Origin of the sequence: Salinispora pacifica DSM 45544 (genome assembly GCF_000378845.1) — a bacterium.
Lineage (GTDB): Bacteria > Actinomycetota > Actinomycetes > Mycobacteriales > Micromonosporaceae > Micromonospora > Micromonospora pacifica.
Genome location: NZ_KB905359.1, coordinates 3,129,956 through 3,151,857 on the forward strand (window position 1 = coordinate 3,129,956; position 21,902 = coordinate 3,151,857).

Annotated in this window: 21 protein-coding genes; 7 read left to right on the forward strand and 14 right to left on the reverse strand. The window is 69.6% G+C overall.

Features of this window, described 5'->3' with window-relative positions; translation table 11 throughout:
• The first annotated feature begins 556 nt into the window (after positions 1–556).
• Positions 557–1,606 carry a hypothetical protein gene (locus SALPAC3_RS0114205; RefSeq protein WP_026185558.1) on the forward strand — a complete coding sequence of 350 codons (1,050 nt, stop codon included), beginning with the start codon at positions 557–559 and terminating at the stop codon, positions 1,604–1,606.
• A 35-nt stretch (positions 1,607–1,641) separates the two neighbouring features.
• On the opposite strand, the gene SALPAC3_RS0114210 is transcribed toward SALPAC3_RS0114205, so the two are convergent.
• A complete protein-coding gene (locus tag SALPAC3_RS0114210; RefSeq protein WP_018221891.1) occupies positions 1,642–2,622 on the reverse strand; it encodes a D-alanine--D-alanine ligase family protein in 981 nt (326 codons plus the stop codon).
• Positions 2,623–2,629: 7 nt separating this feature from the next.
• On the reverse strand, positions 2,630–3,943 hold the full coding sequence (locus tag SALPAC3_RS0114215) for an aminotransferase-like domain-containing protein (protein WP_018221892.1): 1,314 nt from the start codon (positions 3,941–3,943) through the stop codon (positions 2,630–2,632).
• Positions 3,944–4,071: 128 nt separating this feature from the next.
• Between SALPAC3_RS0114215 and SALPAC3_RS0114220 the strand changes: the two genes are divergently transcribed.
• Positions 4,072–4,737, forward strand: a complete 666-nt coding sequence (locus SALPAC3_RS0114220; RefSeq protein WP_018221893.1) for an N-acetyltransferase GCN5 — start codon at positions 4,072–4,074, stop codon at positions 4,735–4,737.
• Positions 4,738–4,813: 76 nt separating this feature from the next.
• On the opposite strand, the gene SALPAC3_RS0114225 is transcribed toward SALPAC3_RS0114220, so the two are convergent.
• The 7 genes from SALPAC3_RS0114225 to murJ form a co-directional block, all read right to left on the reverse strand.
• Positions 4,814–5,989: an N-acetylmuramoyl-L-alanine amidase gene (locus SALPAC3_RS0114225; protein WP_018221894.1), complete on the reverse strand. Its 1,176-nt coding sequence runs from the start codon at positions 5,987–5,989 to the stop codon at positions 4,814–4,816.
• 211 nt (positions 5,990–6,200) lie between these two features.
• Entirely contained in the window at positions 6,201–6,524 is a 324-nt protein-coding gene (trxA, locus tag SALPAC3_RS0114230; protein WP_018221895.1) for a thioredoxin, read from the reverse strand.
• A gap of 34 nt (positions 6,525–6,558) precedes the next feature.
• The gene (gene trxB, locus SALPAC3_RS0114235) at positions 6,559–7,512 is read right to left on the reverse strand and encodes a thioredoxin-disulfide reductase (protein ID WP_018221896.1); all 954 of its coding nucleotides are present in this window, start codon (positions 7,510–7,512) and stop codon (positions 6,559–6,561) included.
• Positions 7,513–7,700: 188 nt separating this feature from the next.
• Positions 7,701–8,738: a hypothetical protein gene (locus tag SALPAC3_RS0114240; protein ID WP_026185559.1), complete on the reverse strand. Its 1,038-nt coding sequence runs from the start codon at positions 8,736–8,738 to the stop codon at positions 7,701–7,703.
• A complete protein-coding gene (sigM, locus tag SALPAC3_RS0114245) occupies positions 8,735–9,469 on the reverse strand; it encodes an RNA polymerase sigma factor SigM (RefSeq protein ID WP_018221897.1) in 735 nt (244 codons plus the stop codon). The genes SALPAC3_RS0114240 and sigM overlap by 4 nt, the downstream gene beginning before the upstream one ends.
• Before the next feature lie 43 nt (positions 9,470–9,512).
• Positions 9,513–11,114, reverse strand: coding sequence for a protein kinase family protein (locus SALPAC3_RS0114250; RefSeq protein ID WP_018221898.1), 1,602 nt, complete (start codon positions 11,112–11,114; stop codon positions 9,513–9,515).
• 469 nt (positions 11,115–11,583) lie between these two features.
• A complete protein-coding gene (gene murJ, locus SALPAC3_RS0114255; protein WP_026185560.1) occupies positions 11,584–13,326 on the reverse strand; it encodes a murein biosynthesis integral membrane protein MurJ in 1,743 nt (580 codons plus the stop codon).
• Positions 13,327–13,470: 144 nt separating this feature from the next.
• Here murJ and SALPAC3_RS0114260 point away from each other — a divergent pair, with 144 nt between their 5' ends.
• The gene (locus SALPAC3_RS0114260; protein WP_018221900.1) at positions 13,471–14,928 is read left to right on the forward strand and encodes a CCA tRNA nucleotidyltransferase; all 1,458 of its coding nucleotides are present in this window, start codon (positions 13,471–13,473) and stop codon (positions 14,926–14,928) included.
• Positions 14,929–14,989: 61 nt separating this feature from the next.
• Here the strand turns inward: SALPAC3_RS0114260 and SALPAC3_RS0114265 are convergent, their stop codons facing one another.
• Both SALPAC3_RS0114265 and SALPAC3_RS25805 read right to left on the reverse strand, forming a co-directional pair.
• Positions 14,990–16,120 (reverse strand): TolB family protein, encoded by a 1,131-nt coding sequence (locus SALPAC3_RS0114265; protein WP_018221901.1) that lies wholly within the window; start codon positions 16,118–16,120, stop codon positions 14,990–14,992.
• Positions 16,117–16,632 (reverse strand): SigE family RNA polymerase sigma factor, encoded by a 516-nt coding sequence (locus SALPAC3_RS25805; protein ID WP_018221902.1) that lies wholly within the window; start codon positions 16,630–16,632, stop codon positions 16,117–16,119. Before SALPAC3_RS25805 ends, SALPAC3_RS0114265 begins: the two co-directional genes overlap by 4 nt.
• A gap of 119 nt (positions 16,633–16,751) precedes the next feature.
• Between SALPAC3_RS25805 and SALPAC3_RS0114275 the strand changes: the two genes are divergently transcribed.
• A complete protein-coding gene (locus SALPAC3_RS0114275; protein WP_018221903.1) occupies positions 16,752–17,156 on the forward strand; it encodes a hypothetical protein in 405 nt (134 codons plus the stop codon).
• A 27-nt stretch (positions 17,157–17,183) separates the two neighbouring features.
• Here SALPAC3_RS0114275 and SALPAC3_RS0114280 read toward each other — a convergent pair whose 3' ends face one another.
• A complete protein-coding gene (locus SALPAC3_RS0114280; protein WP_018221904.1) occupies positions 17,184–17,804 on the reverse strand; it encodes a TetR/AcrR family transcriptional regulator in 621 nt (206 codons plus the stop codon).
• A gap of 133 nt (positions 17,805–17,937) precedes the next feature.
• Here SALPAC3_RS0114280 and SALPAC3_RS0114285 point away from each other — a divergent pair, with 133 nt between their 5' ends.
• From SALPAC3_RS0114285 to SALPAC3_RS0114295, 3 genes are all read left to right on the forward strand, one after another.
• On the forward strand, positions 17,938–18,771 hold the full coding sequence (locus tag SALPAC3_RS0114285; protein ID WP_026185561.1) for an alpha/beta fold hydrolase: 834 nt from the start codon (positions 17,938–17,940) through the stop codon (positions 18,769–18,771).
• 51 nt (positions 18,772–18,822) lie between these two features.
• Entirely contained in the window at positions 18,823–19,836 is a 1,014-nt protein-coding gene (locus SALPAC3_RS0114290) for an alpha/beta fold hydrolase (protein ID WP_018221906.1), read from the forward strand.
• Positions 19,837–19,924: 88 nt separating this feature from the next.
• Positions 19,925–20,413 carry a methylated-DNA--[protein]-cysteine S-methyltransferase gene (locus SALPAC3_RS0114295; protein ID WP_018221907.1) on the forward strand — a complete coding sequence of 163 codons (489 nt, stop codon included), beginning with the start codon at positions 19,925–19,927 and terminating at the stop codon, positions 20,411–20,413.
• Here SALPAC3_RS0114295 and SALPAC3_RS0114300 read toward each other — a convergent pair.
• Together SALPAC3_RS0114300 and SALPAC3_RS0114305 are read right to left on the reverse strand one after the other, a co-directional pair.
• Positions 20,410–20,643 carry a DUF397 domain-containing protein gene (locus tag SALPAC3_RS0114300; protein WP_018221908.1) on the reverse strand — a complete coding sequence of 78 codons (234 nt, stop codon included), beginning with the start codon at positions 20,641–20,643 and terminating at the stop codon, positions 20,410–20,412. The genes SALPAC3_RS0114295 and SALPAC3_RS0114300 overlap by 4 nt on opposite strands.
• 2 nt (positions 20,644–20,645) lie before the next feature.
• Positions 20,646–21,500 carry a helix-turn-helix domain-containing protein gene (locus tag SALPAC3_RS0114305; RefSeq protein ID WP_018221909.1) on the reverse strand — a complete coding sequence of 285 codons (855 nt, stop codon included), beginning with the start codon at positions 21,498–21,500 and terminating at the stop codon, positions 20,646–20,648.
• Between the last annotated feature and the right edge of the window lie 402 nt (positions 21,501–21,902).

Below are 21,902 nucleotides of genomic sequence, written 5' to 3' on the forward strand. Positions count from 1 at the left end.
GCACCGCACGTCGGCGCTGCACTTGATCTGTTGCCTCGGCCACTCCCCTCCGCCCGCTTACACCTATCCGTCCGCTCGCCCCGTTTGCACTCGCTTGCTTGCGCCCGCCCGCCCGTTTGTCCCACTGGCTACTCGAACCCGATCCGTTCACGCGGATCTGTCGGCTCTCCGAGCTGATCATGCCGATGGGTCAGCTCGGAAGGGCCCGTCGGGCGGCTGCTCCCGCGCCTGGGTGTCAGCCCGCGACCGGCGTGTGCCTGTCGACTGGCCCTCGCGGCTCTGACCGGTGATGTCGGCGCCGGGCGAAGCAAAAGTATCGTCCCCAACGTTATCCACAGCAGTTGTCCACAGGTGGCGCTGTTTCACGTGAAACAGCGCCCCAACCCCGGTGTTGACCTGTGGAAGACGGCTGTGGATAACCGCCGACCTCCTGTGGATAACGTCGGGGGCGGATGGACGGCGGTGAGCCGATCCGACGGATCGACGGTCGAAGGAGGTGGGGACAGCGGTCCCGGAAACAGCTAGGGTCACCCTCGTGCCCGACACCCCTCCCTCAGTGCCGAACTTCACCCAGTGGCCCTCCTTCCCCTTTGAGGGCGATCTCCGCGTCAAACAACTTGATGATCCGGTCGCGACCGAGCCGCCCCGTCGCGGCGAAGGTGACCGGGAATGCACCGCTTGTGGCGCCCCCGATGAGGCGTACATCTGGGTTGGCGAGCGGTGGCGGGTACGTGCGATGGATAGACCTACCGGGCTTCCGATGGTGTTGATCCTTGAATCCCGCTCGCACTTGGATCTAGGTGACCTACCGAACCTGCTCGCGGCCGAGCTCGGCGTGCTGACGGTTCGGCTGGAGCGTGCCATCCGCTCCCTCGACGGCGTGTCCCGGGTGCATGTGAACCGCTGGGGTGACGGATCCGCGCACCTACACCTCTGGTTTCTCGCCCGGCCGTACGGTCAGCTCCAGCTCCGGGGGACCTTCCTGCCCCTGTGGGATTCGATTCTGCCGCCGATCCCCGAGTCGACCTGGCGGGAGAACCTCGCCCTCGTCGCCGCGTGGTTGGCGGACTTCGGTGGACGCCAACTGGCCGAACCGCCTCGAATCCAGTGGCAGGCACCGGCCAGTTTCGGGGCGGTAGAGGCCGCAGCAGCCACCGAGGCCGTCGAGACCGCGGAGACCGCGGAATCCGCCCTGGACGCAGGAAGCTCAGTTTCCGTGACCAGGCAGCAGGACGCGACAGGTAGCGGCGGTACGGCGGGCGGCGGTACGGCGGAGAGCGCCGGTGCGGCGGGACTTGACGCGGCGCCGGGCGGGGAGGTCGGTGGGGAGGTCGGGAGTGTGGCGGCTAGCGCTGGTGCTGACGTTCCGGCGGCCGGCGCTGATGCTGGTGTTGGCGCTCCGGAGAGTGAATCTTCCTCGTCCCGGCTCGCTGAGGATCCGGGACCTCCGGCGGAGGGTGCGGGTGCCCCGGACCACCCCGAAGGCGAGGCCGGATCGGGCGGCGCGATCGGCGAGGACCCCGCGGGCCGCGCCGACTCCGGTGCACCGGAGCAGGCCGATGACGCTCCGCCACTGCCATCAGCGCCGGACCCGGTCTCGTCCTGACCCGGCCCCGCCAACTACGACCATGCTTCGCCGGCTCAGGCCGCCCGGGAAGCGGCCTGGGAAACCAGGGTCCCGATCATCCGACCGAAGTCGAGACCGGCGGCCTGGGCCGCGAGCGGTAGCAGCGAGGTCTCCGTCATTCCGGGCGCGACGTTCACCCCGAGTACGTGCGGCTGACCGTCGGGATCAATGATCAGGTCGACCCGACTGAGGTCGCGCAACCCGAGCGCGGTGTGGGCGGCGACAGCGAGCTCGGCGACCGCCTCGGCCACCTCGGTGGCCAGTCGGGCCGGTGTGTGCCATGTGGTGCGGCCGGCCGTGTACCGGGCGGCGTAGTCGTAGACGCCGTTCCGGGGCACGATCTCCACCGCCGGCAGGGCCTGCGGTCCTGCGCCGAGGTCGATTACGGATACTGCCACGTCTGTCCCGGGTAGGTAGCGTTCGACGAGGGCGGTGGAGTCGTACGCGAAACATCCGACCATCGCGGCGGGCAGGGCGGCGCTGTCCCGAACCACGGCGGCGCCCAGACCCGATCCACCCTGTGCGGGCTTCACCATCAGCGGGAGGCTCAGCCGATCGACGATGCGGTCCAGCACCGCCACCGCACCAAGCTCGGAGAAACGGTCATGGGGTAGGGCCACCCAGTCCGGGGTGGGGATGTGCGCCTCTCGAAGCACGGTCTTGGCCGAGGGTTTGTCCCAGGCGCGGCGGGACGCGCGGGCGTCGCAGCCGACGTACGGGACGTCGCAGAGGTCCAGCACGCCCCGGAGCGAACCGTCCTCGCCGGTGGCGCCGTGTAGCGCGATGACCACCGCGTCCGGTGGGTCAGCGACGAGCGCCGGCAGCAGGGCGACGTCCGCGTCGCGTAGCTCCGCCTCCACGCCCACCGCGCGTAGCGCGTCGAGGACCCGGCGGCCGGATCGCAGCGAGACGTCCCGTTCATAGGAGAGCCCACCGGCGAGTACCAGTACGCGCAGGTCGGTCAGGACAGCGGAATCGGCAGCGGTCTTACCCATGCCAGAATCATGCCAAGTGTGGTCCGGGGGTGTCGGAACCGGCCCGCCCCCGACGAGAGCCGGGCGGGCCGACGGCGCCGAAGACCCGGCGCATGGCGATGTCCTGCTCCATCACTCCGGAGAGCCGCCGTACGCCCTCCCGGATCCGCTCGGGCGGCGGGAAGGAGAAGTTGAGGCGCATCGCGTCGTTGCCGGTGCCGTCGGCGTAGAAGCCGGTGCCGGGCACGTACGCCACCCGGGCGGCGATAGCGCGGGGCATCATCGCCTTCGAGTCCAGCCCGTCCGGCAAGGTGGCCCAGACGAAGAGGCCGCCTCCGGGTCGGGTCCACGCCGTGCCGGCCGGCATCAGGTCCGCCATGGCGGCGAGGAGCGCGTCCCGCCGTTCCCGGTAGACCTCCCGGTAGACCTTGAGCTGCTCCCGCCACGGCATGGTGCCGAGGTAGGTGGACACGGCCGCCTGAGCGAAGCCACTGGGGCAGAGGATCTGTGCCTCACTGGCGATGACGAGCTTGTCCCGCACCGCGTGCGGGGCGAGAATCCAGCCGACCCGCAACCCCGGCGCGAAGGTCTTCGAGAACGTGCTGAGGTAGAAGACGCCATCGCGGCGGCGAGCACGCAGCGGGGCCGGCGCGTCGCCCTCGAAGCCAAGCTGCCCGTACGGGTCGTCCTCGACCACCAGCAGGCCGGAGCGTTCGCAGATGTCGAGGATCCGTTCCCGCCGCTGCTCGGTCAGCGTCACGCCGGTCGGATTCTGGTACGTGGGGATGGTGTAGAGGAACTTGATCCGGCGCCCGGCGCGTGCCTGATCGGCGATAGCCGTCTCCAACGCCTCCGGGATCAGCCCGTCGTTGTCCATCGGCACGTGCACGACCTGTGCCTGGGCCGCTTGGAAGACCCCGAGCGCCCCGACGTAGGTCGGGCCTTCGGCGAGTACGACATCACCGGGGTCGAGGAAGAGGCGGGCGACCAGGTCCAGTGCCTGCTGGCCACCGATGGTGACGACGACGTCGTCGGGCGAGGCGCCGCAGGCGGCGTCGATGCCGGAGAGCGACATCACCTCGCAGATTCGTTCCCGTAGCTCCGGGGTGCCCTGGCCGATGCCGTACTGGAGGGTGGTTGTGCCGTGGTCGGCACCAAGCCGGCCCAGCATCTCGCCGACCGCGTCCAGGGGGAGAGCAGCGATGTACGGCGCACCTCCGGCGAGCGAGACCACCTCCGGCCGGTTGGCCACCGCGAAGAGCGCCCGGATCTCCGAGGCGGTCATGCCTCGGACTCGTCGAGCGTAGCGGTCGGTGTAGTCGTCAAGCGTCGTGCCGGTCATGTTCCGCTGTCACCTGCCCGGTGGTCGTTTCGCGTATCCCTTCCCGTGGTGTCCGGATCCGACGTACGATCAGTGGTCGGGGACACCGAAGGGCGGTCTACCTCCGAGCCTACTGTGGGGATGCGCCAATGTCGCGACGTCTGGTCAGTCTGACCTTGGACACCCTGGAGGATCTGCCCCGTTCGTGCCGGCAGTGTGTCTACTGGGAGCTGGATCCGGTCTCCGCGGACCGGGCCCGTGGGGCTGGGGATCCCGGCCTGGAGAAGGAGGCGTGGGTCTCGCAGACCCTGCTGGAGTGGGGTGCCTGCGGCAAGCTGATCTACGTGGACGACATGCCCGCCGGGTTCGTGCTGTATGCCCCACCGGCTTACGTGCCGCGATCGATGGCCTTCCCGACCTCACCGGTCTCCCCCGACGCGGCGCTGTTGATGACGGCGAGGGTGGTGCCGGCCTTCGCCGGTGGCGGGCTTGGCCGGATGCTCGTGCAGGGGGTCGCCCGGGACCTGACGAAACGCGGAGTCAAGGCGATCGAGGCGTTCGGTGATGCGAAGTTCGGCGACGCCGACGACTCGGCGGGGGCCTGTGTGGCCCCGGCAGAGTACTTCCTTTCCGTGGGTTTCAAAACGGTCCGCCCGCATCCGCGCTTCCCCCGCCTGCGCCTGGAGTTGCGCACCGCACTGAGCTGGAAGTCCGATGTCGAGTACGCGTTGGAGAAGCTGCTCGGCTCGATGAGCCCGGAGAGCCTGCTCCGGCCGGTCCGGCCCACCCCGGCGACCCGGTCCGGCGCCAACTGACCGCCGGATCTGGTCCGGCGCCAACTGGCCGCCGGTGACCTGGTCCGGCGCCGGCTGGCCGCGGGCACTGCTTCGGTCAGTCGACCACCGTCCCGGCGGCCACGCTCTCAGCCGCCACCATCGCCCGCAGCTTGCTCACGTCGATCGACCCGGTGGGTACATCTTGCTCGATCGGGAGGTACATCCGCTGGATGGCGGCGACGATCGCCTCCACCACGCGGTCCCGGAACCGTGGGTCGATCAGCCGGGATCGGTCCGCTGGCGAGGTCAGGTAGCCCACCTCGACCCGGACGGCCGGCATTCGGGTCAGCCGGAGCAGGTCCCATGCCTTGGCGTGGGACCGACAGTCGCGCAGCCCGGTTCGCACCACGATCTCCCGCTGGACGAGGCCGGCGAGGCGCTCACCGGTGGTGGAGGTGACGCCGTTGTCGGTGCCGTAGTGGTAGGTGGCCACGCCGTCGGCGGCTGGGTTGACGTGGCCGTCGAGGTGCAGGGAGATGAACACGTCCGCACTGAGCGAGTTGGCCAGGGCGGCCCGGTCAGCGTCGGGCAGATGGTCCCGCTGTGCCGGACCGCGGGTCAGCTGCACTCGTACCCCGGCCGCGGCGAGCCGCCCCTCGAGGCGACTGGCGAGGTCGTGCACCAGGTCGGCCTCGGTCCAGTGCCGCTGCCCCTCGGGCACGGTCAAGCCCGGATCGCTGCCGCCGTGCCCCGGGTCGATGACCACTGTCCGCCCGACCAGGGTGGGACCGGACTGTCGAATGGCGTCAGATTCACGGAGCCACTGTGGGCGCCCGCCGACCACCTTACGGCCGAGGCGTCGGAGCGAGTTCACGGTGTGGGGGCCGCAGGTGCCGTCCGGTACCAGCCCCACCTCGCGTTGGAACTGGGTGAGCGCCCGGGCTGTCCGGACCCCGTAGATGGCATCCGCCCGGCCGACGTCGTAGCCCATCTCGAGGAGCCGTTCCTGCAGCGACCGGATGTCCTCACCGATGAGGGGCTCCGGTACGGAGTGGTAGAGGCTACGGGCACCCAGCCGCCAGCGGGCCGCGTCCAGGGCCTGCCACGTCTCGGCGCCGACTCGGCCGTCCACGCTGAGCCCACGGGACTGTTGGAAGGCGCGGACAGCACGTTCGGTGCGGGCGTCGAACTCGTCGCTGTCGGGTGCCGGGACGAGCAGGTCGAGGCCGGCCAGCACCTTACGGATCTCGGTGACCGCCGGTCCACGGTCGCCGGGTCGGATCGGACGCACGCTCGACCCCCTCTGCACGGACACTGGCTGGCCGGATGGCCCTCGAAGGCCGCCGATGGCCCTGTTCCGGTGGCCCCGCAGACGATCTGCGGTGTTGTCTCTGGGGTTGAGGTTAGGCGCTCGCCGGGCCTGAGGTGTGGCGGCCGGAAAAAGACCTGCCCCCCGCACCCGGTGGAGCGGATGCGGGGGGCAGGTCTGCGTCGGGTGCTGGTCAGAGCGCGGACTGGATGAGCTTGACCAGCTCCCCCTTGGGCTTGGCGCCGGCGATCGACTGCACTGGCTTGCCGTCTTTGAACACGGTGAGCGTCGGCACCGACATGACCCGGTAGTTGCGGGCGGTCTCCGGGTTGTCGTCGATGTTGAGCTTGACGATGCTGACCTGATCGCCCATCTCACCGGCGATCTCTTCGAGCAGTGGCGACACCTTCCGGCACGGCCCGCACCACTCCGCCCAGAAGTCCACCAGAACCGGCTTGTCGGACTGCAGTACCTCGGTGGTGAAGCTGGCGTCAGTGACCGACTTGGTTGCTCCCACTACGTTCCCTCCTCGGGGGATGTGTTTCGGAATTTCAGCCCTGGATCGTGGCGATGAAGCGCTCGGCGTCCAGGGCGGCGGCGCAGCCCGTACCGGCGGCGGTGATGGCCTGCCGATAGGTGTGGTCCACCAGATCACCGGCGGCGAACACCCCCGGGATGCTGGTCTTGGTGTTGGGCGCGTCCACCTTCACATACCCCTCGTCGTCCAGGTCCACCTGGCCGCGGAAGAGCTCGCTGCGGGGGTCGTGGCCGATCGCCACGAACACGCCGGTCACGTCAAGCACCCGGGAGTCACCGGTGTGCACGTTGCGGAGTCGGACGCCGGATACCTTGCCGTCCGCGCCGAGGATCTCCTCCACCGCGGCGTTCCACTCGACCTTGATCTTGTCGTTGCTCAGTGCGCGCTCGGCCATGATCTTGCTGGCCCGGAACGTGTCCCGACGGTGGACGATCGTGACCGACTCGGCGAAGCGGGTCAGGAAGTTGGCCTCCTCCATCGCCGAGTCACCACCGCCCACCACGATGATGTGCTGGTTCCGGAAGAAGAAGCCGTCACAGGTGGCGCAGGACGACACACCGTGGCCGAGGTACTCCTGCTCACCCGGTACACCCAGCGGGCGCCAGGCAGAGCCGGTGGCGAGGATGACAGCCTTTGCCCGATAGCTGGTCTCCCCCACCCAGACGGTGCTGACCGCGTCTGAGCCGACCTCGCCGGTGTTGTTGAGCTCAACCCGGGTGACATCGTCGGTGAGGAATTCGGCGCCGAAGCGCTCGGCCTGCTTGCGCATGCTGTCCATCAGCTCGGGACCGAGAATTCCGTCGGCGAACCCCGGGAAGTTCTCCACCTCGGTCGTCGTCATCAACGCACCGCCGGACTGCGCCCCCTCGATGACCAGCGGCGCGAGGTTCGCGCGCGCGGCGTAGACCGCCGCCGTGTAGCCGGCTGGCCCGGAGCCGATGATGATCAGGTTGCGGACGTCGTCCACTGCCGTCTCCCGATTCGTCTGTGTGTTCGCCGACGGCGCGCACCGACGGCGATTCGGTGCCGACACCCCGGAATCAGGCGCCGGCAACTGATGTAGAGAACGCCATCGTACGAACCGGGAATTCCCGAGCCGGTCATCCGGTGGGTCAGCTCACGTCACGCAGCACACCCCGCGACGGTCGTGGGGTTTTACCCTACCCGCGTACGGTACCGGGTGTCCGCGCCCGACCCGGGCACACCGCACTCGGGCCCGCTGACCCAGGCCCAGCGGGCACCAGTCTCATCGGCGAACCGGACGACCAACGCCGGTTGGCCCTCGAAGCGGGCATAGTCCACCACCTCGACCGCCAGCCGGCCAGCATCGTGTTCGACGCCGATCTCGGCCAGGCAGGTTTCGAGCGCGCCCGGATCGGTCAGCCGATCGAGCCCGATCGACCCAGCCGCCCGGTCGCCCTGGATCCCCACGCCGGATGGCTCCGACTCGGCGGTGCCCACGCCGGATGGCTCCGACCCAGCGGTGCCCACGCCGGATGGCTCGGACTCGGCGGTGCCCACGCCGGATGGCTCGGACTCCGTGGTGCCCTGGCTGGAGTACTGCTGCGGCGACGAGACCGGCGCCGCCAAGTCCTCCCGCTGGTAGTCCGTACCGGTCCGCATCGGCGGCGCGGTGGTGCGCACCACCCCGGCGGCAGCCTGCTCGGGGGTGCTGGTGCTCGACCCCGGAACATCCGTCCCCCAGCCGAGTTGGTCCAGGTCGAGCAGCCCGACAGCGGCCACCGCCACCGCGGCGAGCGCGACCGGAGCACCGACCCGCTGCCACCGCCGGCGTCGTCGGCCGGGGCCGGCGGTGGCCGGGTGCGGAACGCCACCGGGGCGCCGTGACCCAGCGTGCGGCTGAGCCGGCACTACCGAAGGTCGCGCTGCTCTGCCGGCCGTCACGCCCTCGGCTGGCGCGCCCTCGGTCGTCGGCGCAGCGTCGGTCGCGGCCAGCGCGGCGCGAAGCTGATCCGCCACGGTCGCGGGCATCTCCTCCGCCGTCCGGTAGGCGAGCAGGGCGGCGTGGACCTCCGCGACCGCCGGCGCGAGCCGGGCGTAGGCGTCCGCCCAAGCCTCGTCTCGCTCGACCAGGCGGGCGACGGTCATCTCGTCGGGAGTGCCCGCCAGCGCCCCACCGACGTAGTCAGCGAGTAACTCGTGGTCGACCTCCCGGAACGCCCCGGTCGTCACAGCTCCTCCTGGTTGGCTTCGCGCCGGGGTCGCCCCGACACCGATCGGACGCCACCGCGCGGCTGGTGGTTCCGTCCCGTGACGGCTGGCATACCTCCGTCCAGGAGTGGCTGCTCCGGCGCCGTCCGGAGATAGCCGAGCGTCGCTGCCAGACGGGCCCGACCCCGGGCACACCGGCTCTTCACCGTCCCCTCCGCTACCTCAAGGATGCGGGCAACCTCGGCTATCGGGTAGCCCTGCACGTCGACCAGGATCAGCGCGGCACGCTGCTCGACCGGTAGCGCGGCCAGCGCCTCCCGGACCACCAGAGCAGTGTCGTGGTCGGGCATGGGAGCGGCCGGCTCCGTGCCACCGGTGGCACCGGCCCCGTCGCGTACGCCGTCGGGCAGCGGCACCGTCGGATGCGCCTGGCGGCGGCGGATCCGGTCCAGGCAAGCGTTGACCACGATCCGGTGCAGCCAGGTGGTCACCGCCGAATCGCCCCGGAACCGTCCGGCGGCCCGATGAGCAGAGAGCAGCGCGTCCTGCAGCGCGTCGGCCGCCTCCTCCCGGTCGCCGAGGGTGCGCACCGCCACCGCCCAGAGCCGGTCCCGGTGCCGGTGCAGCAGCTCGGCAAAGGCGTCCCGATCGCCAGCGACGTGCGCGCGCAGCAGCTCGAGATCGGAGGAGGCAGCGGTTGCCGGTGGGCCGTCGTGACCCACCGGCCGCTCGGTTGACCCGTTCGGCGCCATCACCGCGCCCGGCGGAGACAGTGCCGGGGACGCGGTGAGCGGATCACGAGACCTTGATCTCCTGAATGCCGACCTTGTAGCCGCCGTCACTCGGCGGCAGCTCGGTCAGCCAGACGAGCAGGTACTGGTATTCGGTGTCCGCATCGAAGGCGTCGAAGGTCATCGTCGTGCCAGCATCTTCCTTGGCCGGCCCGATCGGGTTCTGCTCGTACTCCTCGAAGAGCGCATTGTCGCCTGCGCTTGAGGAGGGGTGGTCGTTGGCGCCCGTGTACAACCGGGCCGACGCACCCCGGGCCGAGAGTTGGACCTGCAGGGACTTGACTTTGCGGGGTTCACCGAGGTCGAGCCAGATGCCCATGCCGCGCTTGATCTTGCCGAAATCCGGGTGCCCTCGGTAGGTCTGGGTCGCCCAGCCCTCATCCAGGCTGCCGTCGAACACCTTCTCGGCGTTGCGGACCTCGACGCGGTCCCCACTGTCCGGGTCAATGACCTTCGCAGCGCTGATTTCCGGCGGTTCGGCCGCTACGGAGTCGGGTGGATCTTCACCAGCCGTCGTGGTGGGAGAAGGACTGGCGGCCGTCGTCGGGTTCCGGTCGCTGTCCCCGCCTCCGCTGAGCACGCTGATGCCGATCAGGAGGCCGACGAGCGCGACGGCGAGGAGGCTGGCGATCCCGACGGCAAACTTGCGCCCGCCCGCCGCGGCCAGCGGTGACGGCTCGTCCCCGGTCTCGGCGGTGAACCGCAGTGGACCGCTGCTTTCCAGCAGGTGCTCATCGACCGGGACATCCAGCCGGGCCAACTCCGCGGCGAGGACATCCGACGGTGGGGGCGGGAGTGAGCCGTCCAGCAGATCCATGGTGAGGTCGTCGAGGTATGCCGGAACCCCGGCCCGGACCTGGCGCGGCGCGGCGAGCGCACCCGTCGGACCCCGGACCGCGTCCGGGGTCGCCGCCCGTCCGTGTCCGGCGGTGGCGCCGTGTAGCGGGACCTCGGCGTGCGGCCAGTGGCCGGTCAGTGCGAAGTAGAGGACGCCGCCGACCGCCCGAAGGTCGCTGGCCTGGCTGTCGGCCCCGTCGGTGCGCGCGTCCGCCAACACCACCCGGCCATCATCACTGATCATGATCGTGCCGGGGTGGACGTTGCCGTGCACCATTCCAGTGGCGTGCACGGCGGCCAGGGCGCTTGCGACGGCGTTGCCGACGGCGGTCGCCCGAGCTGGATCCAGTGCCCCCGCGGCCACGAGCTCCCGCAGCGACTGTCCGTCGACCCACTCGCGGACCACGTATGCCCGCTCGCCCTCGTCGATCGCGTCGTAGACACCGACCAGGTTGGGGTGGATGACCCGGCTGGCGGCGACGGCGGCTTGGAGCATTTCGGTGGCGGAGTCGCCGCCCGGGTAGCGCAGCACCACTGCGACGGGACGGCGCAACACGACATCGACCCCACGCCAGAGCAGCCGGCCGGCACTGTCGTTGTTGATGTGCTCGACGAGCTCGTACCGCTCGGCGAGCACATCACCGGCGATCGGAGCACCGAAGGTCATGACCGGAGGAGCGTCCTCGTCCGCCTCCTGACCCCCGCCGACCTGGGTCACCCGTCCTCCCTCGGTGATCGTGTCGATCGATGGACCCGCGTTGCTGGGCATTGTGGCTTCCGCTCTGCCTTCCACGAACCGGCCGGCTGTTGTCGGCGCCTGCGCCGAAACCGGCCGCATCCGTCGAGAGCGACCTTACCTGGGTTCCCCACCTTCCCCAGCATGTCATCTTCCCACCGCACCGCTAGCGGCTGCCAGGCTCGGGTGTCTTGTCCGGTTTTGGCTGTTGTTGGCGGTGTTGCTGGCGCATGTACTAGCCAATCTAGAGGTTGACCGCTAGTAGTTGCCGCAGGGGCTGGGGTCGGGTGGCCGGACACCCGGGCCAGATTCCCGGGCCAGCACCGGACATGCCTCCCGCCCGGCTGGTTATCCACAGGCTGGCGCGGCAACGGCGCGGCGGAGCGGAAGTTATCCACAGCCGTATCCCCAGATTGGTGATCCTCGTTCACGCAGAGTGCACTCCCGCCGGTGGGCGGATCAGATCGTTCCCGCCTCGGGAGAAACGGTCAGAACGGGACGCTCAGTGACCGAGCCGGCGGCGGACCATGGTGACCACCTCGGTGACCTCCCCGATCCGGAGCAGCATCGCGAGCCCGAGGTAGCTGAGACCGATCGCCGCCCCACCGATCAGGAGCTGTACCGCCGCCGCGAACCACCCGAGCTCCTCCGGCCGGCCCGGCAGCAGGCGGACCACCAGGAGACCGACCAGTGCCGCTCCGAGCGCGGCGACCAGCACCTTGCCCACCGTACGCATGATCCCGCCCAGCCCGATCCGGCCGACCCGGGGCCGCAACAGCAACGCGGACAGCACCACCGCCGCCAGGTACGAGATCGCGTTGCCGAGCATCATGCCGGCCGCCGCGAAGGTGGCGGGAAGGACGACGTAGAGCCCGACCTGGAGCAGCACCCGCAGCGCCACCACCGGGATGTTGGCCAGCGCGGGCGTACGGGTGTCCGGTAGTGCGTAGAACGCGAACGTGAGGAGCTGGCTGACCGCGAAGGGCACCAAGCCGATTGCGGCGACCAGCAGCACGGTGGCGGTGGCGGTGGCGTTCTCCCCGGTGAACGCGCCATACCGGAACACCACCACGGAGATCGGCGCGGCCAGCACGGCGTAGCAGACCGCCACCGGGGCGAGTACGGCCGTGACCATCCGGGTGCCCCGGGACAGGTCGGCCGTGAGGTCGGTGAATCGGCCGTCCGCCGCGGCGGCGCTCATCCGGGGCATCAGCGCGGTGATGATCGAGACCGCGATGACGCCGTGCGCCATCATCAGCAGCAGGAAGACGTTGTTGTAGATCAGCAGGCCGGCGTCGTCCTCGCCGGCGACCCGGGTGAGCAGGTTGACCACCACGAAGAGCCCGAGCTGGTTGACCGCGACGTAGCAGAACATCCAGGCGCCGAGCCGGGCCAACTCCCGCAGCCCCAACGCGCGGAAATCGAAACGCAGCTTCCACCGGAAGCCGACCTTGCGTAGGGCGGGCAGCAGACCCGCGGCCTGCACCGCCACCCCGAGCAGGGTGCCGCCGCCGACCAACAGGATCCGGTCCGCCCCGACCTGGCCCGGCTGGAGCGCCTGCGCGCCGTAGACCCAGATGTAGAGGCCGAAGGTGCCGATGGCCACCAGGTTGTTCAGGATCGGCGCCCACATCGGGGCGGCGAAGTGCCCGCGCGTGTTCAGCACGGCGGCGATCAGCGCGCTGATGCCGGTGAAGAACAACATCGGCAGCATCAGGTACGACAGGTTGGTGACCAGGCCCCGGTAGTTCTCGTCCTTACCGCCGGCGTAGATGCCGGTCAGCACCGGAGCCAGGACCACCGCGATCAGGGCGGCGGCGGCGAGCGCCACCACCGCCAGGGTGAGCAGCCGCTGGGCGTACGCCTCGCCCCGGTCCGGGTCGGCCTTGCGCCGCCGAACCAGCACCGGCACCAGCACGCTGGTGAGCACTCCGCCGAGCAGGAACTCGTACACCTGGTTCGGGAGGAAGATCGCCGTGGTGTACGCGTTACCGACCAGGTTGCCCAGAGCCGCGCCGATCATCAGGTTCCGGATGAAACCCGTACCCCGACTGACCAGGCTGCCCGCGGCCATCACCAGGCTGTTCGCCGCGGCGCTCCCCTCGGCCACCGCCTCATCCGGTGGCGCGACCGCCTCGGCGGCCGGCTGGTTCAGCGGCTCAGCCGAGATGAAGATCGCGTCGTCTCCCGTCGGTCGGCCACCGTCGCCCAGCGCGTTGGCGCTGCGGTAGAGCCGGCCGCTCATCGTTGTCGCCTCCAGGATCTGGTCGGTGCCCGGCACCGACCATGGGTCCGCGGGCGAGGGCCTCGACACAGACTAGTCGTCGGCCCGGCGTCATCCGCGCCCGGCGGATGCCGGGCCCGGTCGGACCGATAGGCTGGCCCTCCCATGTCCGATTCCGCACCGCACGCCGCCGACCGCCGCGAACTCACCGCCGCGCAGCGCACCGCCGTAGCCGAACTGCTCCGGGTTTCTCCGGTCGCCGACGAGTTGGGCCGCCGCTTCGCGAGCGCCGGTCACGAACTGCACCTGGTCGGCGGATCGGTCCGCGACGCACTGCTCGGCCGTCTCGGCGACGACCTGGACTTCTGCACCGACGCGCAGCCGGACGAGACGCTGCGGATCGTGCGTGGTTGGGCCGAGGCGATCTGGGAGACCGGGCGGGAGTTCGGCACCATCGGAGTGCAGCGCGACGGCCTGCGGCTGGAGATCACCACCTTCCGGGCGGAGGTGTACGACCAGGTCAGCCGCAATCCGGTGGTGCAGTACGGCACGAGCCTCGCCGAGGACCTGAAGCGGCGGGACTTCACCGTCAACGCGATGGCGGTCAGCCTCCCCGAGCATCGCTTCACCGACCCGCACGGCGGGTTGGCGGATCTCGCGGCCAAAGTGGTCCGTACCCCGGCGGCGCCGGAGGAGTCGTTCCGCGACGACCCGCTGCGGATGCTGCGGGCGGCCCGGTTCGCCGCCCAGCTGCGGTTCGCCGTGCACCCGGACGTCCGGGCGGCGATGGTACGGATGGCCGCCGACCTGGATCGGATCACGGCGGAGCGGATCCGGGACGAGTTCACCAAGCTGCTCTGCGGCGCGGACCCGGTGGCCGGCCTGCGACTGCTGGTCGACACCGGGCTGGCCGAGCGGTTCCTGCCCGAGCTGACCGGGCTCAAGCTGGAGATCGACGAGCACGCCCAGCACAAGGACGTGTACGAGCACACGTTGACCGTGGTGCGCAACGCCGTCTCGTACGAGGAGGACGGCTGCGATTTCATCCTCCGGATGGCCGCGCTCATGCACGACGTCGGCAAGCCGGCGACGAAGGCGGTCGGGTCGGACGGTCGGGTCAGCTTCCACCACCACGAGGTGGTCGGCGCCCGGATGACCAAGGCCCGGATGAAGGCGCTGCGCTTCCCCCGGGAGACCACCACCAAGGTCACCGCACTGGTCGCGCTGCATCTGCGGTTCTACGGGTACGGCCGGGGCGAGTGGACCGACTCGGCGGTGCGCCGGTACGTCACCGACGCCGGTGACCTGCTGGCGCGGCTGCACAAGCTGACCCGCTCCGACTGCACCACCCGCAACCGGCGTAAGGCCGCCGGACTCGCCGCCGACTACGACGCGTTGGAGGAGCGGATCGCTCGGCTCGCGGCCGAGGAGGACCTGGCCCGGGTCCGCCCCGACCTGGACGGCAACGCGATCATGGAGCTGCTCGGCGTACCGCCGGGTCCGGTCGTCGGGCAGGCCTGGAAGCACCTCAAGGAGGTACGGCTGGAGCGGGGCCCGCTGGGGCGGGACGAGGCCGAGGCCGAGCTGCTGCGCTGGTCCCGCGAGCAGGGAATCGTCGAGTAGGGCGGAGCGCGACCGGTCCGGCGCTTCGCGGACCGGGGTGCCGCGAGTGTCTGCCGGCCGGTCAACGGGGTGCCACCAGAACAGTCAGGTCCTGCCCGACCTCTCCCGGAAGGGCCTGCCGGACGAGTTCCCGACCGTCCAGGTCGACCAGCACCATCTCCCCGGTCAGCCGGTCCTGGTACAGCAACTGGTTGTCGGGGCCCCACGCCGCCTCCGCGCTCGCCGTCGGCCCGAGCACGCGTCCGGTGGCAACCTCGACGATCTCCGGCCCCTGCGGGCCCTTGACCACCACCCGCTCGCCGTCCGGCGACCAGGACCACGGTCCGGTGGGGTCCCCCTTGATCGGGAGGAACCGGGTCGGACGGCCGTCGTCGGGGGAGAAGAGCTGCACGCCCCGCCGGATGTGCGGCGCAGCCTCGGAGCGGGGCGCGGTGGGGTCGGTCTGTTGCCACACCACCTCCCGGCCGTCCCGGGTCCAGGTGAAGTAGCAGTAGTCGGTGCAGAAGTACCTCTCGGTGTCCACCGGGAACAGCTGCCATTCGCCGGTGGCACTCAGCACACCGAGGGCCGTGTGTCGTCCGATGGTCAGGGCGATTCGGCTGCCGTCGGGTGACCACTGTGGCGTCATGGCGTGCTGACCGGTACGCACCCAGCGGACCGCGCCGCTGCCCAGGTCGAGTAACCCGAACTCGCCCGGCCGGTCGTAGTCCACCACCCCCGCGACCGCGCCGCTGGGTGAGGTCCAGATCTCGTCGTACTCGTCGGTGCTGACGTACTGGTCCTGGGTGCGGTCCAACGCGTACCCCTGCTGGATGATGCGCTCGCCGTCCGGCGTGTAGGACATGCCGGACGGCGTGGCGCCGACCAGTAGCCACCCGCCGGGCAGCGGCAGGGGGCGCTGGGTCCAGTTCCCGGTGGGTGCGGGTATCCGGGATGGGCTCGGTGCCGCTGGGTTCGACGGCGGAACCCAGGCGGCCGGGCCCGGCTCGGGGGCGGTTGGCCGGAGCCAGACGAAGGGAGCGGCCAGGGCGACCAACGCCGCCAGCGCGCCACTGGTCACAGCCAGTCGCCGTCGGCGCCGCAGCCGTCGGCCCCGGCTCCGCGCGGCGTCGGCGAGGCTGGTTGGCGGGCGGGCCTCGTCGGCCAGCTCCCGCAGTGCGATCCGTAGGTCCTGCTCGGTTGGTCCGTTCATCTCCACTCCTCGGTGCGGTGCCCGTCGAGTGCGGGAACCAGTTGCCGCAGTCGGGCCAGCGCCCGGGAGGTCTGACTGGCGACCGTGCCGGCCCGGCAGCCGAGCAGCTCGGCGGTCTGTTCGACACTCCGGTCTTCCAGGTAGCGCAGGGTCAGTACCGCGCGTTGCCGCGGTGGCAGCGCCAGCAGCGCCTCGCGCAGCAGCAGCCGCAGGTCAACCTCGTGCCCGCGGTCGGGTCCGCCGACGCTGTCGGGCGGCACGGCGACCGGGAACTCCGGCCGGCGGGAACGGCGCCGCCAGCCGGACACCTGGTCCCGGTAGAGGATCTGGCGTACGTACGGCTCGGGCTCTCCCCGGATCCGTGACCAGCGGGCGTACGCCTTGGCCAGCGCGGTCTGGAGCAGGTCCTCGGCGCCGTGCTGGCTGCCGGCCAGGGCGTAGGCGGCCCGCAGTAGAACACCACCCCGTTCGTTGACAAACGCGGTGAACTCCCCGTCGATGCGTTCGGACACCGGTCACCTCCGATACCTCTGACGCCGGCGACCGCTGAGAGCTTGCCTGGTGGGGAATCTAGATGTTGACAAGATTCGGGCGGAGGTGCATCTTTACACTGACTAGTTGGAGGTGCCCGATGTCCCCGTCAACCCTGAACACCGCCGGAATCCTGCTGATCACCGTCGCGACGATCGCGTTCGGCGGACTGGCCCTGCTCCAGCACCTCGCCGGGCGCGTAGCCGGTTACCTGGACAACCCGGTCCGCCGGGGCCTCTGGGCCGCCGGGCACGCGCACGCCGGGGTGCTGGTCCTCTTCGCCCTCGTCGCCCTCCCCTACATCGAAGAGGCCGATGCGGGAAGCGGCACCCGTACGCTGATCCGGCTGCTCTTCGTCGCCGCCCCGATCCTGATGCCGCTCGGCTTCTTCCTCTCGGTGATCCGGCCCCGGGACACCAAGCCCAACAAACTCATCTGGCTCACCGTCGCCGGCGGCGCCAGCCTCACGGCCGGCACCCTGCTGCTCGGGGTGAACCTCCTCTGAGTCCGGTCCGGCGGCGCCCGGGAGGTTTCACCCCGTTGTGTTGGCTGGTGGCCGGTTGGTGGCCAGGGCGGTGTCGATCAGGGTGGTGGCGGCGGCGCGGGCGTGGTGGGCGGCGTCGTTGGTGCCGGCGATGGCGGCGGTGGTCTGGGCGCCTTCGGCGAGGATGGCGAGTTGGTGGGCGAGTGCGGCGGGGGCGCCGGTTTGGGTGACCAGTTCGGCCAGGCGTGCCTGGAAGTTTGCCTTGTGGTCGCGGATGAGTTCGGCGATGTGGGGTGCGGTGCCGCCGAGCTCGCCGAAGGTGTTGATGAAGACGCAGCCGCGGAAGTCGTCTTCGTCGAACCAGTGGGCCAGCATGTCGTAGACGGCGAGTAGTTGATCTCGGGGTATGTCACTGCCGGTGGCGATGGCGGTTTCGACGAGGCTGTTCCAGATGCCGCGGCGGCGATGCAGGACGGCTTCGACAAGGTTCTCCTTGGAGGGGAACAGCTGGTAGAGGCGTTTGAGAGAGACGCCGGCCTCGTTGCGTAGGGCGTCCATGCCCACGGCGTTTATGCCGCGGCTGTAGTAGAGCCGGTCGGCGGTGATCAGGACGTGTTCGCGGATCTGCTCGGTCTCGGGTGTGGTCCGGTTTCGGGTGGCGGGGGCCATGGCTTCCTCTTGTCCCGGTCAAGTGTGGTGACGGTCACGCTGCCCCGGCTGGCGCAGGGGAACGTTCGTTCTCTAACGTACTACCCAGCGCAAGCGAGAACGAACGTTCTCACTTTTGGTCTGGGAGGTCGTCATGCCGTACATCACCGTCGGAACCGAGAACAGCACCAACATCGACGTGTACTACGAGGACCACGGTCAGGGACAGCCGGTGGTACTCATCCACGGCTACCCCCTGGACGGGCACTCGTGGGAGAAGCAGTCCGCGGCCCTACTCAAGGCCGGCTACCGGGTGATCACCTACGACCGGCGGGGCTTCGGCCAGTCCAGCCAACCCACCGTCGGCTACGACTACGACACCTTCGCCGCGGACCTGAACGCGGTCCTGGAGACCCTGGACCTCACCGACGTGGTCCTGGTCGGCTTCTCCATGGGCAGCGGCGAGGTCGCCCGCTACCTCGGCCGCTACGGCTCCACCCGCATCGCCAAGGCCGCGTTCCTGGCCTCACTGCAGCCGTTCCTGCTGCAGACCGACGACAACCCCACCGGCGTGCCCCAGGACGTCTTCGACGGCATCCTCGCCGCGGTCACCGCCGACCGCTACGCCTACTTCACCGACTTCTACCGCAACTTCTACAACACCGACGACACCCTCGGCACCCGCCTGTCCGAAGAAGCCCTACGCAACAGCTGGAACATCGCCGCCGGCGCGTCCTGGTACGCCTCCAGCGCCGCCGTGCCCACCTGGATCACCGACTTCCGCGCCGACATCCCCAAGATCGACGTACCCAGCCTGATCCTGCACGGCACCGCCGACAACATCCTGCCCATCGACGCCACCGCCCGCGAACTGCGCAAGCAGCTACCCAACGCCGACTACGTCGAAATCGACGGCGCACCCCACGGCCTGCTCTGGACCCACGCCGACGACGTCAACCAGGCCCTGCTGACCTTCCTCGCCAAGTAGCGCCAACTCCGCACCCCTGCCCAGGACCACACTCAGACAAGGAAACCCGACATGGACACCTTCGACACTCCTACCCGCTTGACCAGTAACCGCCGTCGTCCCGTGTGGGCCGCCCTCCTGGCCGGTGTGGCCGTGCTCAGTATCGCCGCCGGCGGCACCGCCATCGCCACCAACAGCGCCAGCGAGGCCCAAGCCGACCCCGCCGCCGCCGGAAAACGATCAGACCGCAACGAGGGCTTCGTCACCACCCGCGACGGCGTCGACATCTTCTACAAAGACTGGGGCCCCCGCGACGGACGACCCGTCGTCTTCAGCCACGGCTGGCCCCTGAACTCCGACAGCTGGGAATCCCAGATGATGCACCTGGCTGACAACGGCTACCGCGTCATCGCCCACGACCGCCGAGGCCACGGCCGCTCCTCCCAAACCTGGGAGGGCAACGACATGAACCACTACGCCGACGACCTCGCCACCGTCATCAAAAAGCTCAAGCTCAAAGACGCCACCCTCGTCGGATTCTCCACCGGCGGCGGAGAAGTCGCCCGCTACGTCGGCCGACACGGCACCGACCGCATCGCCCAGGTCGCCCTCGTCGGCGCCGTCACCCCACTGATGCTCAAAACCCCCGACAACCCCAACGGCGTACCCATCGACGTCTTCGACGGCCTCCGCGAAGGCTCCCTCGCCGACCGCTCCCAGCTCTACCGCGACCTCGCCAACGGACCCTTCTTCGGCGCCAACCGCCCCGACGCCCAGGTATCGCAGGGCATGAAGGACACCTTCTGGCTCCAGAGCATGCAGGCCGGCCACAAGGCCGCCTACGACTCGATCAAAGCCTTCTCCGAAACCGACCTCACCGAAGACCTCACACGCTTCGACGTACCCACCCTCATCATCCACGGCGGCGACGACCAGGTCGTACCGATCGAGAACTCCGCCAAGGAAGCCCACGAAATCGTCACCGACTCCACCCTCAAGATCTACCCCGACGGCCCCCACGGCATCACCGACACCCACAAGCAGCAGCTCAACAACGACCTACTCACCTTCGTCAACAGCCTCTAACCACCACACCACCACAAACCGGGGGTGGGCCGGCCACAACGGGCCGGCCCACCCCCGGCTTGTCGTACCGGCGAAGGAGAATGGGCGGATGCGCTGGACCGTGCTCGACTCGCCGATCGGCGAGTTCTCCCTGGCCACCGACGGTGAGACCGTGTGCGGAGCGCACTTCGCGCGGGTCACCGAGGCGGCCGACGAACCAGCCGACGACCTCTCGGCCCGCGCCGTGGCCGAGCTACGGGCCTACTTCGCCGGCGAGCTGACCGCCTTCACCGTGCCGGTGCGGATTCCCCGGGGTTCGGAGTTCGAGCGGGCGGTGTGGCGGGAGATGACCGCCATCCCCTACGGGGAGACGCTCACCTACGGCGAGGTGGCCCGGCGGCTCGGCGACGCCTCGGCGGCGCGCGCGGTCGGCGTGGCATGCAACCGGAACCCGGTGCCGGTGATCGTGCCCTGCCACCGGATCGTCGGCTCCGGCGGGAAGCTGGTCGGCTTCGGTGGCGGGCTCGACCGGAAGGTGAAGCTGTTGGAGTTGGAGGCCGGCGTGGCCCTTCGGCGAAGCTGGTCGGCGGCGGATTAGCCGGTCAGAGTGCCGGACCGTAGGCCGGTGAGGAAGTCGGTCCAACTGGTGGCGGAGAAGCCGAGGACCGGGCCGGAGCGGTCCTTGCTGTCGCGTACGGCGACCCGCCTGCTCCCATCGAGCACCGGCCCCGCCTCGACACAGTCACCGCCGCCACTGCCGCTGCGGGTGCTGACGTGCCAGGCGACCCTGCTCGGCTCGATGGGGTGGACCCAGGTCTTCGCCGCCATGCTCACTCCAGACGTGCTTCCAGATCAAAGAGGAACCGCTGCACGGCCCCATTGTGTAGGGCCGCACTGCGCAGTCGATCGTAGCGCCGGAAGAGTGAGTGTGCCTTGTCTCCCTCGACCACGATGCTGCCGGCGGCAGTGGCGATGCAGCCGGCTGGCGGGTACGGCCGGCGCATTCGGAAGGCGTCGAAGGAACCGTTCGGGCTGGCATGTGCGCCCGCCTTGCCCGGTAAGATCATGATTTCAACATTCGGCCAGCTGGCCACAGAACGCAGGTGAGCGAGTTGTGCACGCATAACTTCCGGGCTGCCCACCAGCCGGCGAAGGGCGCACTCGTCAATGACGGTGGAGAGCTGGACGGGCTCGGCGTCAGTCAGTCTGCGTTGGCGGCCCATTCTGACTTCGACAAAGCGGTCAATTTCGGTGTTGGAGGCGCTGTGGTCCCAGGCGCGGATCACAGCCTCGGCGTACTCGTGGGTCTGTAACAGGCCGGGCAGCACAGCGACCTCGAACGAGTAGATGTGGGTCGCCCTGCTCTCCAGCCAGACCCAGTCGATCAGTGCGCCGGCGACGTTCGCAGTGAACCCGTCCCACCAGCCTTTCTGCCAGACGTCTTGCGCCATCGTCTTGAGATCTTCCCTGCGCTTTGGGTCATCGATGCCACATACGTCGAGGTATGCCAGCACCTCGGGTAGGCGGGCAGCCACGAATCCAGACTCCATCCGGCTCAACGTGCCGGGGTTGCGGTTTACGTAGTCGCCGACCTCTTTCAGGGTCAGCCCCGCCGTCTCCCGCATCACCCGGAGTTGCTGGCCGATCCATTGCGCTCGCAGCGTCGCTGTCTGCCCGCCCGCCATTGGTGCTCCTCTCGACGTAGTCAGCTTCGTCTAAAAACATGGCCAGCACAATATTGTGGTTTCCATGATGATGGTCCATGCTGGCTGTGCTGAACCAACTACCGAAAGTTGAAGAGCGGGTCGGGGTGGGCTCTGGTTTGGCGGCCGGCCCACCCCGACCCGGAAACGAGCCGTGGGAGACATCGCGATAGATCGCGTCCCGAAGACCGACTCAGTGACTGTCTACCATGCCGTACCCCTGTGCCGGCAGCCCGCCGGTCCCAGGCCGATGCGTGCCTTCCCCGGCTTCCGACCGTCCGGTGTTTCTCGATGCCGGACCAGGCCGGGCGTGCATTTGGTCCTACGCCGTCGTGATCGGTCGTGGCTGCCAACTCCGTTGCGACCTGTGCGCGCCCCAACGGA

Excerpts from the sequence above, each read along its gene's own strand:
- sigM (WP_018221897.1), bottom strand. The coding sequence starts at position 9,469 with ATGGCGCCGAACGGGTCAACCGAGCGGCCGGTGGGTCACGACGGCCCA.
- SALPAC3_RS0114275 (WP_018221903.1), top strand. The coding sequence starts at position 16,752 with ATGTCCCCGTCAACCCTGAACACCGCCGGAATCCTGCTGATCACCGTC.
- SALPAC3_RS0114290 (WP_018221906.1), top strand. The coding sequence starts at position 18,823 with ATGGACACCTTCGACACTCCTACCCGCTTGACCAGTAACCGCCGTCGT.
- SALPAC3_RS0114305 (WP_018221909.1), bottom strand. The coding sequence starts at position 21,500 with ATGGCGGGCGGGCAGACAGCGACGCTGCGAGCGCAATGGATCGGCCAG.
- SALPAC3_RS0114285 (WP_026185561.1), top strand. The coding sequence starts at position 17,938 with ATGCCGTACATCACCGTCGGAACCGAGAACAGCACCAACATCGACGTG.
- murJ (WP_026185560.1), bottom strand. The coding sequence starts at position 13,326 with ATGAGCGGCCGGCTCTACCGCAGCGCCAACGCGCTGGGCGACGGTGGC.
- SALPAC3_RS0114280 (WP_018221904.1), bottom strand. The coding sequence starts at position 17,804 with ATGGCCCCCGCCACCCGAAACCGGACCACACCCGAGACCGAGCAGATC.
- SALPAC3_RS0114300 (WP_018221908.1), bottom strand. The coding sequence starts at position 20,643 with ATGGCGGCGAAGACCTGGGTCCACCCCATCGAGCCGAGCAGGGTCGCC.
- SALPAC3_RS0114220 (WP_018221893.1), top strand. The coding sequence starts at position 4,072 with ATGTCGCGACGTCTGGTCAGTCTGACCTTGGACACCCTGGAGGATCTG.
- SALPAC3_RS0114260 (WP_018221900.1), top strand. The coding sequence starts at position 13,471 with ATGTCCGATTCCGCACCGCACGCCGCCGACCGCCGCGAACTCACCGCC.
- SALPAC3_RS0114250 (WP_018221898.1), bottom strand. The coding sequence starts at position 11,114 with ATGCCCAGCAACGCGGGTCCATCGATCGACACGATCACCGAGGGAGGA.
- SALPAC3_RS0114295 (WP_018221907.1), top strand. The coding sequence starts at position 19,925 with ATGCGCTGGACCGTGCTCGACTCGCCGATCGGCGAGTTCTCCCTGGCC.
- SALPAC3_RS0114265 (WP_018221901.1), bottom strand. The coding sequence starts at position 16,120 with ATGAACGGACCAACCGAGCAGGACCTACGGATCGCACTGCGGGAGCTG.
- SALPAC3_RS0114215 (WP_018221892.1), bottom strand. The coding sequence starts at position 3,943 with ATGACCGGCACGACGCTTGACGACTACACCGACCGCTACGCTCGACGA.
- SALPAC3_RS0114210 (WP_018221891.1), bottom strand. The coding sequence starts at position 2,622 with ATGGGTAAGACCGCTGCCGATTCCGCTGTCCTGACCGACCTGCGCGTA.